Source organism: Rhizobium sp. CC1099 (assembly GCF_029714385.1).
Lineage (GTDB): Bacteria > Pseudomonadota > Alphaproteobacteria > Rhizobiales > Rhizobiaceae > Rhizobium.
Genome location: NZ_CP121642.1, coordinates 2,161,507 through 2,177,442, shown reverse-complemented (window position 1 = coordinate 2,177,442; position 15,936 = coordinate 2,161,507). Strand labels below are relative to the sequence as shown.

General features: G+C 60.4%; 13 protein-coding genes. 5 read left to right on the top strand and 8 right to left on the bottom strand.

The genetic code is table 11. From position 1 onward, the window contains the following. Window positions 1–25: 25 nt before the first annotated feature. The 5 genes from QA644_RS31740 to QA644_RS31720 all read left to right on the top strand — a co-directional run bounded on the left by QA644_RS31740 (window position 26) and on the right by QA644_RS31720 (window position 6,999). Complete coding sequence (locus tag QA644_RS31740) at window positions 26–1,480, top strand: phosphomannomutase (RefSeq protein ID WP_283073030.1); 1,455 nt, start codon at window positions 26–28, stop codon at window positions 1,478–1,480. Window positions 1,481–1,581: 101 nt separating this feature from the next. After that, window positions 1,582–2,958, top strand: coding sequence for a hypothetical protein (locus tag QA644_RS31735; protein WP_283073029.1), 1,377 nt, complete (start codon window positions 1,582–1,584; stop codon window positions 2,956–2,958). A gap of 15 nt (window positions 2,959–2,973) precedes the next feature. Beyond that, on the top strand, window positions 2,974–4,164 hold the full coding sequence (locus QA644_RS31730) for an AGE family epimerase/isomerase (RefSeq protein WP_239602864.1): 1,191 nt from the start codon (window positions 2,974–2,976) through the stop codon (window positions 4,162–4,164). Window positions 4,165–4,399: 235 nt separating this feature from the next. Continuing rightward, complete coding sequence (locus QA644_RS31725; protein WP_283073028.1) at window positions 4,400–5,836, top strand: MBOAT family protein; 1,437 nt, start codon at window positions 4,400–4,402, stop codon at window positions 5,834–5,836. Between the two features lie 14 nt (window positions 5,837–5,850). Then, window positions 5,851–6,999 (top strand): hypothetical protein, encoded by a 1,149-nt coding sequence (locus tag QA644_RS31720; RefSeq protein ID WP_283073027.1) that lies wholly within the window; start codon window positions 5,851–5,853, stop codon window positions 6,997–6,999. Between the two features lie 150 nt (window positions 7,000–7,149). On the opposite strand, the gene QA644_RS35270 is transcribed toward QA644_RS31720, so the two are convergent. The 8 genes from QA644_RS35270 to QA644_RS31680 form a co-directional block, all read right to left on the bottom strand. Continuing rightward, window positions 7,150–7,461, bottom strand: coding sequence for a hypothetical protein (locus tag QA644_RS35270; protein WP_349254128.1), 312 nt, complete (start codon window positions 7,459–7,461; stop codon window positions 7,150–7,152). A gap of 416 nt (window positions 7,462–7,877) precedes the next feature. Then, on the bottom strand, window positions 7,878–8,438 hold the full coding sequence (gene msuE, locus QA644_RS31710; RefSeq protein WP_283073026.1) for an FMN reductase: 561 nt from the start codon (window positions 8,436–8,438) through the stop codon (window positions 7,878–7,880). 137 nt (window positions 8,439–8,575) lie between these two features. Further along, entirely contained in the window at window positions 8,576–9,757 is a 1,182-nt protein-coding gene (locus QA644_RS31705) for an acyl-CoA dehydrogenase family protein (RefSeq protein ID WP_283073025.1), read from the bottom strand. Window positions 9,758–9,874: 117 nt separating this feature from the next. Next, window positions 9,875–10,978: an LLM class flavin-dependent oxidoreductase gene (locus QA644_RS31700; protein WP_283073024.1), complete on the bottom strand. Its 1,104-nt coding sequence runs from the start codon at window positions 10,976–10,978 to the stop codon at window positions 9,875–9,877. A gap of 315 nt (window positions 10,979–11,293) precedes the next feature. Further along, window positions 11,294–12,376, bottom strand: a complete 1,083-nt coding sequence (locus tag QA644_RS31695; RefSeq protein ID WP_283073023.1) for an LLM class flavin-dependent oxidoreductase — start codon at window positions 12,374–12,376, stop codon at window positions 11,294–11,296. Next, window positions 12,373–14,100: an ABC transporter ATP-binding protein gene (locus QA644_RS31690; RefSeq protein WP_283073022.1), complete on the bottom strand. Its 1,728-nt coding sequence runs from the start codon at window positions 14,098–14,100 to the stop codon at window positions 12,373–12,375. The genes QA644_RS31695 and QA644_RS31690 overlap by 4 nt, the downstream gene beginning before the upstream one ends. Further along, window positions 14,079–14,927 (bottom strand): ABC transporter permease, encoded by an 849-nt coding sequence (locus QA644_RS31685; protein WP_283073021.1) that lies wholly within the window; start codon window positions 14,925–14,927, stop codon window positions 14,079–14,081. Before QA644_RS31685 ends, QA644_RS31690 begins: the two co-directional genes overlap by 22 nt. Then, complete coding sequence (locus QA644_RS31680) at window positions 14,927–15,931, bottom strand: ABC transporter permease (protein ID WP_283073020.1); 1,005 nt, start codon at window positions 15,929–15,931, stop codon at window positions 14,927–14,929. The genes QA644_RS31685 and QA644_RS31680 overlap by 1 nt, the downstream gene beginning before the upstream one ends. Between the last annotated feature and the right edge of the window lie 5 nt (window positions 15,932–15,936).

Here is a 15,936-nt window from a genome sequence, read left to right as displayed (position 1 = left end):
TGCGTTTTGCTTCAAGGAGGCTGGTTTGAGCCTGAAATTTGGTACGAGTGGATTGCGCGGGCTATCTGTGGACTTGAAGGGGAAGGCCTCCTTCGTCTATTCGGCAGCGTTTGCAACCTTTCTGTTGCGGAACCGGATCGCAAGCCCGGGCGATCGCGTTCTGGTCGGCTATGATTTCCGCGACTCTAGTCCGGCGATCGCCGCCAACGTCAAATTGGCGCTTGCTGCACAGGGACTGCAGCCGGTCGATTGCGGCCATCTGCCCACGCCCGCGCTTGCCTTTTACGGGATCCGCACGGGCGCTGCGTCGATGATGATCACCGGCTCGCACATTCCGGCCGATCGCAATGGCATCAAATTCTACCTGCCTGACGGAGAAATTGACAAAAATCACGAGCAGGGAATTTCCGCGATCGCCCAGGAACTGGTCGATTTGGAGCTGCCTGTCGCGACGGATTCGGCGAAGGAAACTGACGGGGCGGCGAATGCCGTGTCGCTGTTCATGGACCGCAACAAAACCTTGCTGCCGCAAAGTGCTCTTTCCGGTATGCGCGTCGGCGTCTACCAGCATTCGACGGTTGCCCGCGACTTGCTGAGCGAGATCCTGAGCTATTATGGGGCCGAGGTGTTCGACCTAGGCCGATCCGAAGTCTTTGTTCCGGTCGATACGGAAGCCGTCTCCGTCCAAACCATCGCGGCGTTGCAACAGTGGGCCGCCGAGCTCCGCCTCGACGCGATCGTGTCGACCGATGGCGATGGTGACCGGCCCCTGATCGCCGACGAGACCGGCACGCCGATCAACGGAGACATATGCGGCCTGATCGCTGCCCGCTTTCTCGGCGCCGATGCGATCGTCACGCCGATCACCTCCAACTCGGGCATAGAGGCCCTTGGCAGTCATGTCGTCCGTACCAAGGTAGGCTCGCCCTTCGTGATTGCCGGAATGCAAGAGGCGCTGAAGACACACCAAGGCGTCGTCGGTTTCGAGGCCAACGGCGGGACGCTGACCGGTTCCTCCTTTCCGGTGGCATCAGGCTTGCTCGAGCCTTTGCCAACGCGTGACTCGTTCCTGCCCATTCTGGCCGTGCTCGCCACGGCGGCGGCTACCGGCCGGGCGCTGTCCAAGCTGAAACTGGATCTCGGTCTGCCGTTCACAGCTGCCGATCGGTTGGTGAACTTTGCGACCGAGCGGAGTGCCGCATTGATGGCCTGGCTGCGCGCCGATGACGCTAATCTTGAACGCTTCACTGCCCCGCTGGGGCAGGTTTCCGGGTTCAGCGAGCTCGACGGACTGCGGGTGACTTTGAGCAACGGCAGGATCGTCCATTTCAGGCCGTCCGGGAATGCTCCGGAGATGCGCTGCTATGTCGAGGCCGGAAGCGCCGAGGAGACGGCGCAGGTGCTCGATATAGGGCTGGGATTGTTGCGCGACTTCGACACAGCCCGATCGGTGCTGAACAAGGGGATTGGGCCGGCCTGACGCCGGCCTTGGTGGTGGTTTGGATCTGCCGACGCGTGATCGGTTAGGGTCGCCGTTGTATGCATTTGAGGGGTAAGGGTGGACTGACAATGAATAAGATGATGAGTTTGAGTAAGGCGCTGGTGGTGGCAACCATGGCGATCTCAGCGGCCGCGTGCACGACTTCGCCTAAGTTTGCTTATGACGACGCCAAGGCCCAGATCGGTTACGAGAAGGCGGGCTTCAAGTCGCGCCGTGATCCGGAACAGTTGCTGGCCTTTGCCGCGCAGCATGCGAAGGCACAGGAAGACGTAGTCCGCTACAACCGCGCCTATGCCAATCTGGTGCGCGGTCGCGGCAAGAGCCAGGAGGCCCATGCCGCTTTCGAGCGCGCTGCACTTGCCGGCGATGCCAGCTCCGGCCGCCGCCTCGTCAAGGGACATCTCGACGGGGTCTATCGTCCGGCAAACGTCCCCATGATCGCCCGTTCGGTCTATCTGCCGCTGACAGCAGACAAGTCCGACGCAAACACGCGGCTGCTCCTGGCGCAATTGCTTGACAGCGGCGAGATCGGGGGCGGGGAATTCCGCACCGCGGACGCCTGGCTCGACGAAGCTGCGGCCGCGGGTGCTACCAAGGCATTCCGCGAACTGGCCGAACGGGCTGAGAAGTCCGGCAATGTCGCGCTTGCCTCCGATTACTATTATCGGGCGGACAAGACGTCGAAGGCCGATCGTGCCCTGCGCCAGGCGCGGGTTTACTATCTCGGCCTCGAGGGTGGCCCCAACCCGAAGCTCGGTCACGCCTGGCTCGAACTGGCGCGTAAGCTCGACAAGCAGGGCGCTGGCCAGCTGGCTGCGCGCATCTATCGCACCAACTTGGGCGGGCGTGATGGCTCCTACCTGATCAGCGTTGCTACGACCGCAGGCGTCAACGTCCTGTCGCGAGAACAATTGCTGGAGGCCTATCGCAGTGCCAAGACCAATGCGGACCGGGCGAAGATCCTCGAACCGCTGAAGGCAGCGGCGCGCAATAACGATCCCAATGCGTCCTATGAACTGGCTGCCATCTACATCAGCACGCGCGGCGAGCCGAGCGAGATCAACAGCCTCCTCGTCAAGGCCTATTCCAAGGGCAAGCCTGAGGCCTTGGACCTGATGATCTCGCAGCTGATGCGTGCGGAAGCCGGGCAGAAGGCCGCGGATATCCTGTTCGACGGTGTCGTCAAGGCGGCGCAGAAAGGTAATGTCGAGGCCGCCCGATCGCTAAGCTCGCTTTACCGCATCGGTGGGTTCAAGGCTGCTAATCGCGAAGAGAGCCGCACGTGGCTGCAGCGGGCAGCCGACGCGGGCGACGTCAAGTCGCAATACGAACTCGGCGTCGATCTCTACGAGAACGGTGGCAATCCGCAATCCAAGCAGATGGCGCTGCAATATCTCAACATGGCAGCTGGGCAAGGCGACCTCTTCGCCCTGACATATCTCAAATCCAAGACGTAACGGGAGTATTGGCGAATGTTGGACGCTGAGTATTCACGCGCCTTGGCCGCCTTTTCGGACGAGGTCTCTCTCTTGCGCGACTGGCTGTACGGCAACGCGCTGCCGCTCTGGTTCGAGGTCGGCTACGACCGGCAGGCTGGAGGTTTCTTCGAACGGGTCGGATTGGATGGCACGCCTTGCTTGGAGGACAATCGGAGGGCTCGGGTGCATCCGCGACAGATCTATTGCTTTGCCGCGGCCGGCGCGCGCAACGTACTTGTCGATTGGCGCGAACTGATCCAGCACGGATTTTCGTGGTTTGAGCGCGTCTATCGCAGGGACGATGCGTTCTTCGGCAGTGTCGCGTCGCCTTCGGGGGAGATGATCGACGAGAGCTTCGACCTCTATAATCAGGCCTTCGCCCTCTTCGCTTTTTCCCAGTTGGCCCTGTCTGTCCCCGAACAGAAGGACGCGATGGAGCAAAAGGCGCGCGCCCTGCTCGCCACGCTGAAGGCGGAATATGCCCATCCGGAGGCGGGGTTCGACGAAGGCCGCCCGGTCAAGCTGCCGTTGTGCTCCAATCCGCACATGCATCTCTTCGAGGCCTGCCTCGCTTGGGAGACGATGGCTGCTGATCCTCTACCCTGGGCTGCGTTGGCTGATGAGATCGCCAATCTTGCGATGACGCGGTTCATCGATCAGGAGACCGGTGCGCTCAGGGAGTTCTTCGACCGCGACTGGACACCGTTTCCCGGTGACAAGGGACGGATCGTCGAGCCCGGTCATCAATTCGAATGGGCATGGCTCCTGGCACGCTGGGGGATTGCGCGCAACGTCCCGAAGGCAATTGCGGTCGCCGAGCGGCTCTTCGAAATCGGCGTCGAACATGGTGTCTGCGACGAGCGGCAGGTGGCCTTCATGGGGCTGTATGACGATTTTTCGATTTCTGACCCTGTCGCAAGGCTCTGGCCGCAGACCGAATGGCTGAAGGCCTCCGCCCTGCTGGCCCAGATCAGCCGTGGCGAGCAGCGGACCTATTATCTGCGCCAGGCAGTGAAGGCCGGGGCGGCGTTACGCAAGTTCCTCGCCACAGACATTCCCGGGCTCTGGTACGACAAGCTCCCCGTGAGCGGGCAGTTTGTTAACGAACCTGCGCCTGCCAGCAGTTTCTATCACATCCTTTGCTCGATCTACGAAGTCGACGACACCCTGAAACTGTTGCAGTGAATTCCGCCCTTTTCTTTGCCGGTCTGTTTCGACCCGACGCCCCGAGCGGCATGGTTCGCCGCCGGTCTGCAATCACGAATGAGGACATCAACTTGGCCACTGATCTTGCTTCCGACCATGAGGTCGCAGCTTTGCCCGGATGCGCGGTTTACTCGTCGTCGCGGGAGGGTGCGCCGGACGCATCGAGCCGCGCGGGTTGCCGCCCGAGTTCGCGCCAGGACTAGGAGTTTCGGACATGGTCTTTTCGTCGGTCATCTTCATTTTCGTCTATCTGCCGCTGTTCCTCGCGCTCTATTACGCCTGCCCGGCCCGATACAGGTCCTATTTCATCCTGATCGGCTCCTACTGCTTCTATGCCTGGTGGCGGGTGGATCTTTCTCTGCTGATGCTGGCCACAACAGCGTTCAACTATTGCGCGGCGCTGGCGGTCCACGGGGCACGAACGCCGCAAAGGCGAAAACTGTTCCTCGTCGCGACCGTCGTCGGCGATCTCGCTCTGCTCTTCTATTTCAAATATTTCAACTTCTTCGCCGATAGCAGCGCCTATCTGTTCAATCAGGGCGAGCCCTACAGCTGGTCCTTGCCGCACGTCATCCTGCCGATCGGCATCTCCTTTTATATCTTCCACAACATCAGCTACGTCGTCGACGTCTATCGGCGCGATCTCGAACCGTCGCGGACCTTCGTTGATTATGCGGCGTTCATCGCCTTCTTTCCGCATCAGATCGCCGGTCCGGTGCTGCGCTTTTCCGATCTTGCCGAGCAATTCTATGGCCGTGAGCACAACTGGACGAAGTTCAACTACGGTGCGATGCGCTTCCTGACGGGACTTGCGAAAAAGGTGCTCATCGCCGACTCGATCGCGCCGGTCGCCGACGCGGCCTTTTCGATCCCAAATCCGACCATGGCGGAGAGCTGGCTGGGCGCGATAGCATACACGCTCCAGCTCTATTTCGATTTCTCCGGCTATTCGTCCATGGCGATCGGACTCGGCATGATGGTAGGCTTCCATTTTATCGAGAACTTCGACGCGCCCTACAGGTCCGTCAACATTACGGATTTCTGGCGCCGCTGGCATATTTCTCTCTCGAGCTGGCTACGCGACTACCTCTACATTTCGCTGGGCGGCAACCGGAAAGGCGTTGGGCGTACCTATTTCAACCTGGCGGCCACCATGGTTCTTGGAGGACTGTGGCACGGAGCAAACACGACCTTCCTTGTTTGGGGGGCTTGGCACGGCTTCTGGCTCGCGCTGGAGCGCTATTTCAACGTCTCGGCCAATTCGCCCTTTCGCATTTCCTCCTGGCTCTTCACCATGCTGCTAGTAGTGATCGGCTGGGTTTTCTTCCGGGCGGCCAATATGACCGAAGCGATGAGCATGCTCGCCGGCATGGTCGGGCTGAATGGATTTGGATTGCGCAGCGACTATGCCTGGGAGTTTCCCAACTTTGGATTTCTGCTGATGGTTGTCGGCGTTCTCACGGCGCTTGGCGAGCCGCAATTGCGCCGGTTCTTCGGACTGAAAACGACCAAGGAACTGGTGTACGTCGGAGGGATCGATTATCCGCATGTCAACCCCGTGCTGGGGGCTACCGCGACCGTTCTCGGCTTGGCTGCGATCGTCAAGCTCGTGGCCGATAGCGATACACCTTTCCTCTATTTTCAGTTCTAAGGAGAGTGCCAGGTATGGACGAGATCACTCAGGTCGTCGCTTCCGGCGAAATAGATGCTCTGACGTCAAAAAAAGACGGGCTCAGGCTGAAAGCGAAACTGGCTTATCTACCAGCTCTGTCGATTTTCATCCTGTTTGCCTGCGGCGTTGCCGTTCTCGACCACTTCTGGAACAGCAAGGAGATGGCGGATCATCGGCAGTCGAAGCGTTCCCTCGCAGACGTCATCCAGGGGCGTGAGGCATTGGCGGTCGAGAGGATATACAAAGACGTATTCCCGATTCGGGACGTCTCCACCGGCCTGTTGAACCTCATAAGCTTCAAGATATTTGGCGAAGCGCGCAAAGGGCTGATCAAGGGGAGCGACGGCTGGTTCTTCAGTGATGAGGAATTCAGCTGGAATCGCAAGTCCTTGAGCATGCTTGAGAAGCATCTGAATTTCGTCGAGGAGACGCTTTCCACGCTAATGGAGGCCGGTATTGAGCCTATTCTACTTTTGATCCCGGAAAAGGCTGACATTTATCGCGATAAGCTCGGCGATGTTGCCATGCCGTCGTCACGTGAGCACTATTATGAAAACGTACGGCTCCGGCTGATCACTATGGGTGCACCGGTTCCCGATCTGCGGGAGGCGTTCCTACAGGCTCGTGAACAAAAGCCGGTCTTCCTGAAGTCCGACACTCACTGGACTGTGCAGGGCGCTGGTGTGGCCGCCGGTTCCGTCGCTCAGGTGCTAGCACATCATCCAGAGCTGAAGCACAAGGAATTTACTTTGAAGCCAGAAGAAGAGATTGTGCATATGGGTGACCTCTACAAGTTTGCCAAGTTCTCGATCTTTGAGCCTTTCGTTCCCATGCCCGGCGATCCTCTCACGTCGCTTGCCGCCATGAGCGCGGATGCCAGCCTCGACGACCTGCTATCTGACGAGAATGAGGCGCCGGAGGTGGCGATGGTGGGCTCCAGCTACAGCGCCAATGCCAAATGGAGCTTCGAAGCCCAGTTAAAGGCGGAGGCCAGCGTCGACGTCATCAATTTCGCTGAGGAAGGTAAAGGGCCGTTCGCCCCGATGGAAACCTTCCTCAAAGAGAAGCTCCACGAGCAGAAGCAACTCAAATATGTCATATGGGAAATGCCACTTCGCTATTTCGATGAGGTGGCGTACTGAAGCGGATGTGGTTGAATGGTCGATATTGACTTTGCCGTGAAGGTACGAGTTCTACTGCAAAATTACTCTGGCAAGTGGCGACAAATGCAAGGTTTTGGATCGATCGCCTGGCTTGCTTCTCCGCGGTTCGATCCCCATCAAGGCGGGCATCTAGTAGACCGCCGTGCCGATCCGCCCAACGCCGACGACACCCACCGTGGTCCGGTTCGAGCGGGAACGCGGCTTCAAGCTATGGACCTGCCATCCAGACGTGTATCCGCGGGCGCGGGCGTCATGCTCCCAGGGTCGCCGGTGCAAGGACAGGATCATCGCAAGAGCATGGTCGGCGACTTCCTCCGTGCCGTAATCGGGATTGTTGGCAAACGGGATGCCGGCACTCGCGAGTGCCGAAATATCGATCTCTCGTAACCGACGCCATACCGCACGACGCCACGACAACGCGTCAGATGCGCGATACTGCACGGTCCAAGCCGCGCGCCCCAGACCATCAGGGCATCGAGTCTTGCTAGCCGATCTGGATCGAAAGATGCTTCGTCAGTGCTGGCGAAGAAGTCGATCTCGACATCGTCGCCGAGCACCGTCGCTTCAAGATCAGGCGCGCCGATCATGTGATCGGTAATCCCGACCACGTATTTCTTATGTGCTGTCATTCCCGTTCTGCCGATATTGCCGCGTCAGCAGGTCATTCCCCATTCTACCGCGGTCCGGTGCTCCGATTGACGGACCATAACGTTCTCCAGCAGAGGGCCGAAACAGGGTCACCATGATAAGCCCGGCGAAAAGCCTGTGGGTGTGGAGCTCGTTGCTGTTTTGGAATACGTATCAACCCAGCCGGAAGAGGCACCGAACATGCTCGGCGGCGATCAGCCTTTGAGTACTTATTCCGCGGCAATTGCGTCGGCTGTCGAGCGGGACTTCACAAGGACGGAAGCCTCTACCAGCGCCTGGTTTACGCGACCGAGAATAGCCGTTGACGGCTTGCCATCGGTGAAATCGCGGCTCGAGGCGTAGATTGCTGTCGGCAAAACAAAAGCCTCGAAAAAAGCGAACAGTGGGCGAAGTTGATGCTCGACAACGAGGGAGTGTCGATCGCCCCCGCCGGTCGCCGTCAGGATGACGGGTTTACCGCGCAAGTCTGCGGGATCAAGTAGATCGAAGACGTGCTTGAACAGGCCCGTGTAGCTCCCTTTGTAGGTTGGCGACCCGATGACGAGCGCTTCGGCCTCGACGATTGTTTGGATCACCTTTCTTGCTGCAGGATCGAGGTCCGCGACCGATCTTGCGGCCGCCAGTGACGTGCCGAGGTCTTCCACGTCGAAGACAGCATGCTGCAGGCCTGCCTGCTTCGCCAGCGAACCTGTTACGCTCTCCACGAAACGCCTGGTGCTCGACGGGCGGGAGATATTGCCCGAAAAGCCGACGATCAGATCGTTGCTCATCTAAATTCCTTTTGCGAGTTCGTCTCGATCATGCAACGCAGGTTGCAGACCACGGGGAAGGGCGGGAGCCCCCATGTGGAAACGTTCCAGAAGGGCCTGATATCTAAGGGATGTCATCGGGCGGGCCTCCTGTTTCGTTAGGCTGTTCTCAGGACGGTGAGCCCTGTCGGATAGCTCGAGCGCGTGGTTTCCTCCCGATTCCATCGATCAAACGCGGCACGGCCCAATATCGAAATCGATGTATCTTCCTGCGGCGCATGGACGAGTACGGACTGAACATCCCTGAAATGCCGTTCAAGTCCCAGGTCGGCGTTGAGGCCCGGATTGCCGATGCCGCGTACTGCGATCTGCACCGCGTCGCGCAGTTGCCGACCCGCGATGATCCGGGCCCTTATCAGCCTTTCCGCGTCACCATGGTTGGCTTCGAGCGCCCCGAAAATGATCTGCCGGGCACCGGAGACGAGTAGGTCGATCTCACCTGAAAGTGCCACAAACCGCTCTGTTTGGGCAATGGGACGGCCCAGATTGGCCGGCACGCGCTCATGCGCGAACCGAATGAAGGCCGCTTGCGCGGCTTCGGCCGCGCCGAGATAGATCGCAGTCAGCGCCAACGTGATCGCCGCATGGGCGCGATTGTCCTGCTGCGCCACCGATGGGTCGACGAGTTCCAGAACGTCTTCCCTCGGGATCTCGACGTCGATAAATTCGACGTCATGCGAACCTGTGGCGCGCATGCCCAGGCTGTTCCAGTTCTCAATCACCTGGATGCCGGGCAGTCCGTTTGGTACGACGAACGTTCCGACGCGCGCAGGCGTTTCGTCCGTATGCGCCCAGACAAGGAAATGGGTAAGGCCGTGGGCGCCCGTCACGAAGCGCTTGCGACCCGTAATAGACCAGCCGTTTCCAGTGCGGCGAGCGAGAGTCGCGGGTAAACCGCCGCGCGCCGGAGACCCCAGTTCCGGCTCGACGCGCGCGGCGTTGAGCAGCAGCGGTCGCTGCTTCCCCTCTGCCAGTAGGCGCCTGTATAGATCGTCCGGCCAATGGTTCTTTGCGGCCTGGCCGAGATGATTGAAGATCGTCATGGCGCTGATCAGCGCTACCGAGGGATCACCCCGCCCCAGCGCCGCCAGAATGTGGGCCGCATCACCGAGCGTAGCGCCTTCGCCGCCATAGCGAGTAGCAACAGTGCTCTCAAGGAGGCCACTCTGATGAACAGCACGGATACCCGTCCAGGGAAATTGACCGGTTCGATCCGCATCCGGTGCGGCTTCTGCGAGAACGCGCACGGTTTCATCTGGGACGATTGTATCATGGGACATGCGGGTCGAAGCTTTCTGGCTGGTGAGGGAGCGACATCCCTCGGCAAAGAACGAGCAGATCCGGCTGCGTTGACAAAAAGGGACGTGCGGTCTGGCGTTCAGGCCAGGCGGCACGCATCACGCGGCAGTCCTTTTCATCGCATCTTCCCGTTCGCGAATGCCTTCACGCACAAGCGGCAGGATGTAACGGCCATAATCGACCGCATCATTGTAGTTGTCATAGCCGCGGATCGAGATCAGATCGGCGCCAAGATCGATGTAATCGAGGATGGAATCTGCAATGGTGCGCGGCGAGCCCACAAGCGCGGTGGTGGCGCCGCTGGCATTGGTTGCTGTTACCGTCGGATACCATAAGGCGCGGTCATGCACATCACCGCGTGCCGCAATGTCCAGAAGCCGCTGTGAACCGACATTGGCCGGGGGCGCAGCATTGAGTGGCGCACGTGCCAAGCCTTTCTGACGGTTTTCGTTCAACTGGTCTAGAACTCTGTGCGCCTTTTGCCACGCCAACTCGTCGGTTTCCGCCACGATCGGCCGGAAGGTGACCCAGATGCGCGGGCGATCCGTCCGACCCGCCCTTGCCGCTTCCGCGTAGATCCGTTCGATCTGCTGTTTTGTTTCTGCAAGCGGCTCCCCCCAGAGCCCGAAAATGTCGCACAGTGAACCACCGATCCGATAAGCGGCATCCGACGAACCGCCGAGCGAAATCGGGATCAGTCCATTGGTTGGGCGCACCGAGCTGCGGAATTGCTTAAATTGGTAGTATTTCCCACCGAAGTCGAAAGGTTCTGTGGACGTCCAGGCTTGACGTAGGATCCGGATGTATTCTTCCTGACGCTCGTAGCGCTGCTCTTTGTTGAGGAAGTCGCCTTCACGAGCCTGTTCTTCGTCGCTGCCGCCTGCGATGAAGTGAACGACTACACGCCCACCGCTCAACTGGTCGAGTGTTGCAAGTGATTTGGCTGCGACCGTTGGATAGATGGTGTTAGGGCGCAAGGCCACGATGATCTTGATATTCTTCGTGTGTGCGAGGACCGTAGCGCCGAGCGTGAAGGGATCGAAAGACGAGGAGGAGTAGGGGATCAGCGTATAGTTGAAGCCATAGTCGTCGAGCGCGCGCGCATAGCGCTCCAGGAAACGTGGATCCACAGGCGCGTCAGGTATGGGGTTCAGGTCGTTCGACGCGTTAGGAAAGCTTACACTAATAAATTCCGCGGCCATGTGAGCTCCTTCAGGTTGCCGACCAATGCACTGACGGTAAGGTGCGACAACGCCATGAGGAAGACAGGTCTTTCTTTTTCTATCGATTCTGTAGAAAATATTCTCTATTGCGGCTTTTGAAATAGGACTCACGGTCACCGCCATGCCGCTCAAGCAGGCCCCGGCTCCCGACGAAATAAGAAAATTGGCTGACCGCTGGGCACAACATGCGCTTTCATCCGAGGACGGCGCAGAGTAATCATTGTTGCGGCGACAAGCCTGCATCTTAATGGACGTCTTCCAGACCTAGTATGCAATCGTATGGCTTGTGAACGGTTACGAGGCAGGCGACCAGCCAAGTGCTGGAGCGACTGTCTCGGCCAGATCGGTCAGCAAGCGGACGTTTTCGGCCAGGCCGAAGGCAGGAGGCAGGAAGAGCACCACCTCGTCCGCGGCTGCGAGGCCCGGATCATTGAACACTGCCTCAATCACTCGATCGGGCGTGCCTTGAAAGACAGGCGAAATCTGAACCCGGGGGGGTTGGCGGGCGGGCTCGAGGGCACCTTTGGGACGCGACGCGGCAATTCCCTTGGTGCGACGCTCAAGGTCATAGGCCGCATACTTCTCTCGGAGCTCAGCGGTGGTCCCAACCAGGATGGAGGCGGCGACGGCGACCGGCGGTGGTTCGGTTGCCCACGTCTTGCGCCAGGTGGCACGAAACGCCTCGATAATGCGAGCCTGATACTGCCCGAAGGTCTCGCCCTCGGCCTGGTCGTGTTGCACGGTTCCGCAGATGAGTCCGATCCCAAGCTCGGCCGCCTGCACCGCGCTGCCCAAGCTAGCCGAGCCCTGGCGAATCCTGGAACGCAGGGTCGGGCTGTGCGGTGTCACGCGCAGCTCGGTGCCCTCCGGGACACCTTGGCCCGCTCCGGCGACAGTGTGGAGGACTTCGCCGCCAATCGCTGCGAGGAAGCGCGCCTGGCGGCGCTTGGCCTCCGTCCGGGCGTCGGTGTCGACAGCACCGAAGACTGCGTCGAACGCCGCGTTGGCACCGGTCGATATGGCAAGTTCGAGCCGGCCATCGATGAGCAAGTCGGTCGTGCCGGCCGCCTCGGCGAGCAGGATAGGGTCCTGGTAGCGCATTGGGATGACCGCCGATCCCAGCTTGATACGCTTGGTGTGCTGACCGGCGGCGGCGAAGAACGGAAGCGGAGAGGACAGGTAGTGGTCGAAGTGTCGCTGATAGGCCCAGCCTGATTGGTAGCCCAGCCGTTCAGCTTCCTTGAACAACTCGATCCCCTCGCGCAGGCCCCGCGCCGGTCCGGCTTCGTCGTTGAACGACACCCTGGTATTAAAGCCGAGCCGCCGCTTTGGGCGGAAGGACGCAGGCAGGGTACTGACAGGCGCAGCGATGGTCATGCGATCTTTTCCCTGCTGATGATCCGCCGGGGTTGCAGGCGTGGCACGCGGGCAACACCGGCAATGCCGGACGGGATCGATTCCAGCAACGACGCGGTATAGGGGTGTTGCGGGTTGTCGAAGATGTCACTGACTGTTCCGCATTCGACGATGCGACCCCGCTGCATCACAGAGACGGTGTGCGCAAGTTGGCGAACGAGAGCCAGATCATGGGACACGAACACATAGGTCAGGCCAAGCTTGGCCTGCAGCGATAGCAATACCTCCACGATATCGGCCTGGACGCTGACATCGAGCGCGGAGGTCGGCTCGTCGAGTACGATCACATCCGGCCGCAGCACCAAGGAGCGTGCGATCGCCACGCGCTGGCGCTGGCCGCCTGAAAGGGCTGCCGGCTTACGGGAAAGGAGCTGCTCGCCCAGCCCCACATTGGCTAGCGCCTCTCTGACCTGTTCGACCCGCTCCTTGGGCGTTCCGATCTTGAACCGGTCGAGCGGCTCGCGCACCAGTTGCTCGACCTTCCAGGTCGGGTCGAGCGAGGTAAACGGGTTCTGATAGACAAGCTGGAGATGGCGCCAAGCCATGCGCAGCGATCCATGCGAGCGACCGGTGAGCTGCTCGCCGGCGACCGAAATGTCGCCGGTGTCGGGCACCTCGAGTCCGACGAGCAGTCGGATCGTCGTCGTCTTGCCCGAGCCGGACTCGCCCACCAGCGCATGGGTCGTGCCGGCCGGGACGCTGAACGACACGTCGTTGACGGCTGTCAATACTTTGCCATCGACTTTGAATGCCTTCGTGACGGCGCTGACCTCGATCTTCGGTGCCTTGCCGGCGGCATCAAGGAGACGAAAGCCGGGATCGCGCAATGTGGCGTAGCGATTGGGGTTGAGGGCTGGAACATCGGCGTGCAACTTCTTTGCGTATGCCGAAGTGGGCGATGAGAAGACGGAGGCGGTTTTGCCGGCTTCCTGGACGGCGCCCTCTTTGAGTACCACGAGCGAGTTCGCTCGCTCGGCGGCGATCGCAAGGTCATGGGTAATGAGAAGCAGGCTGATATTGAGCTCGTGCTGGAGACGCGAAAGCAAGTCGAGGATCCGCTTCTGGATCGTGACGTCGAGCGCGGAGGTCGGCTCGTCTGCGACCAGGAGCGCGGGCCGCGGCAGGACCGCAAGGCCGATCAGTACGCGCTGCAGCATGCCCCCTGACAACTGGTGGGGGTAAGACTCGTAGACCCGCTGGGGGTTGTCGAGCCCGACCTGGGCGAATGTTTCCAGAATGAGCGCCTTGCGGATGGCCGCATTAGGCTCGTCGAGAAGCGCGGCCGCCTCCATCGCTTGCGCACCGATCGTCCTGACCGGGTTGAGCGAGTTGCCGGGATCCTGCGGAACGAAACCGATCGCCCGTCCCCGTAGTGGCCGGAAATGACGCTCGGAAAGCGCGAGCACGTCCTGACCATCGAATTCAACGCGCCCGGTCGCGCGCCCTTCACTCGGGAGCAGCCGCAGGACCGCGCGTGCGATGGTCGATTTGCCCGAACCCGACTCGCCTATGAGCGCGAGGCTCTTGCCGCGCCCTAGCTCGAAGCCGACGTTGCTAACGACTTGGTGTGGCCCGTAAGATACCGAAAGTCCCTCGGCTCGAAGCAGCGGACCTAATCGCTGCGGCTTGGATGCGTCGTTTTCAACGCTTAAGAAATTGGCAGTCAGTCTGTCTTGCGGAGCCATCGGCTGATCCTGTTCACAGAGAGGACGGTCGCGATTGTGACAAGGGCCGGCGCGTACACGAGCCACGGCCATTTGAGGTAGTCCTTGCCGATGGAGATCAGCAGACCCCAGTCGGAGGCGGGCGGCGGGTCGCCATAGCCAAGGAAGGCAAGACTGGCGATCACCAGGATCGACTCGCCGAACTGCAACACTGCAAGCGGCAGTACCGAACGTGAGGCGTTCGGCAGCACGTGGCGCAAAAGAATGTATCGGCGCGAGCCGCCCATCAGGAACGACGCCTCAACGAATGTCGCCTGCCTCGTCTTGATGACTTCCGAGCGCATGACCCGGGCGAAGATCGCCACCGCTGAGACGCCGGTGGCGATTGCGGCGTTTATGGTCTCGAAACCGATCGCAGTAACAACGATGACCGCAAGCAGGAATTTTGGGATGGCCAGCAGTACGTCGACCAGACGGGCGAATACGATGTCCACCCAACCTCCGAGAAAGCCGGCCAGAAGGCCGATGAGACCGCCAGCGACGACGCCTATCACAACGGCGATGAGCGCGCTCGACACAGAAGAGGCCGTACCATATACGACGCGGGTATAGACGTCTCGTCCGAGGTGATCGGTACCGAACCAGTGCCCGATGCCGGGGCCAAGCAATTTGTCGGCCGGCACCCCGACGACGGGGCTATGGCTCGCGAACAGTCCGGGGAAGAGCGACCAGGCGATCACCAGCGCGATAACCGCGAAGGCGAGCGCGACGGTCGGCGGCACCCGATGGGCCGTGACCCACTGGGAGGCCTTCACGGTCGAGGGGGAGGAAGTGGAGGCGAGGGTCATCAAGTCACCGCCTTGCTGAGATCAATGGAGTCGTCGGCGGTAGCCGGTCGGTACTTGGAGCCGCCGATGAGCTTCACACGCGGGTCGAGCAACGGGTAGACCAGGTCAGCGATCAGGTTGACGAGCACGAAGACCACTGCCCCCAACGAAACGACAGCTTGCAGGACGGGAAGGTCCTGAGTGCTCACCGAACGCTGCACCAGACTGCCGACACCAGTGCGTCCGAAGACGGTCTCGGTGATCAGCGAGCCGCCGAGCAGTTCGCCGATGGTGAGTGCGATGACGGTGACGACCGGCAGCGAGGCCGGCTTGAGCAGGTGTTTTGCAAAAAGACGCATTTGCCCGATACCGCGACCACGCGCGACTGCGGCGTATTCCTGCTCTGCCTCGTGATCAAGGTTTGCAATAAGCACCTCGGCGATCTGCGCTGAAACAGGAATTCCGAGCGCGATTGCCGCAAACAGGGTCGCCCAAAAGCTATTGGGTTCGATGACGCGGAAGAGCCCGATCTGGAAGCCGAAGACGTGAATCAGGACCAGGCCGATCACGAAATTGGGTACCGACAGGAACAACGATGGGAAGCCCCGCAGCAAGCCCTGTCCGAACCGTTTTGGAACGAACCGAGCCCCATACGAAACCGCCATTGCCAGCAGCAATGCGACAGCGAGACCTGTCGTTGCGAGAATCAACGTTGAGGGAAGCACCTCGGCAATCAACGTTGCCACGGGCCGATTGGACCGCATCGACATGCCTAGGTCGCCAGTCAGAAAGCCGCAAAGGGACGTCCACAGTTGCACCAGGACTGGCCTGTCCAAGCCCTGAGCCGCGATGATTTCGGCAATCTCTTCCTCCGTGAACCCGTTCTGGGGGTTGCGAAGGACGCTTGTGATCGGGTCGCCCGGCAGAATGCTGACGACCACGAAGGTGAAGACATAGGCCAGCAGTATAACGACGACAGCCTGGCCGAGCCGCTTTGCGGCGTAGGTTAGGTAGGCATTGCTCATGCCGG

Excerpts from the sequence above, each read along its gene's own strand:
- QA644_RS31705 (WP_283073025.1), bottom strand. The coding sequence starts at position 9,757 with ATGTCCCATGATACAATCGTCCCAGATGAAACCGTGCGCGTTCTCGCA.
- QA644_RS31730 (WP_239602864.1), top strand. The coding sequence starts at position 2,974 with ATGTTGGACGCTGAGTATTCACGCGCCTTGGCCGCCTTTTCGGACGAG.
- msuE (WP_283073026.1), bottom strand. The coding sequence starts at position 8,438 with ATGAGCAACGATCTGATCGTCGGCTTTTCGGGCAATATCTCCCGCCCG.
- QA644_RS31695 (WP_283073023.1), bottom strand. The coding sequence starts at position 12,376 with ATGACCATCGCTGCGCCTGTCAGTACCCTGCCTGCGTCCTTCCGCCCA.
- QA644_RS31690 (WP_283073022.1), bottom strand. The coding sequence starts at position 14,100 with ATGGCTCCGCAAGACAGACTGACTGCCAATTTCTTAAGCGTTGAAAAC.
- QA644_RS31700 (WP_283073024.1), bottom strand. The coding sequence starts at position 10,978 with ATGGCCGCGGAATTTATTAGTGTAAGCTTTCCTAACGCGTCGAACGAC.
- QA644_RS31680 (WP_283073020.1), bottom strand. The coding sequence starts at position 15,931 with ATGAGCAATGCCTACCTAACCTACGCCGCAAAGCGGCTCGGCCAGGCT.
- QA644_RS31720 (WP_283073027.1), top strand. The coding sequence starts at position 5,851 with ATGGACGAGATCACTCAGGTCGTCGCTTCCGGCGAAATAGATGCTCTG.
- QA644_RS31735 (WP_283073029.1), top strand. The coding sequence starts at position 1,582 with ATGAGTTTGAGTAAGGCGCTGGTGGTGGCAACCATGGCGATCTCAGCG.
- QA644_RS31685 (WP_283073021.1), bottom strand. The coding sequence starts at position 14,927 with ATGACCCTCGCCTCCACTTCCTCCCCCTCGACCGTGAAGGCCTCCCAG.
- QA644_RS31725 (WP_283073028.1), top strand. The coding sequence starts at position 4,400 with ATGGTCTTTTCGTCGGTCATCTTCATTTTCGTCTATCTGCCGCTGTTC.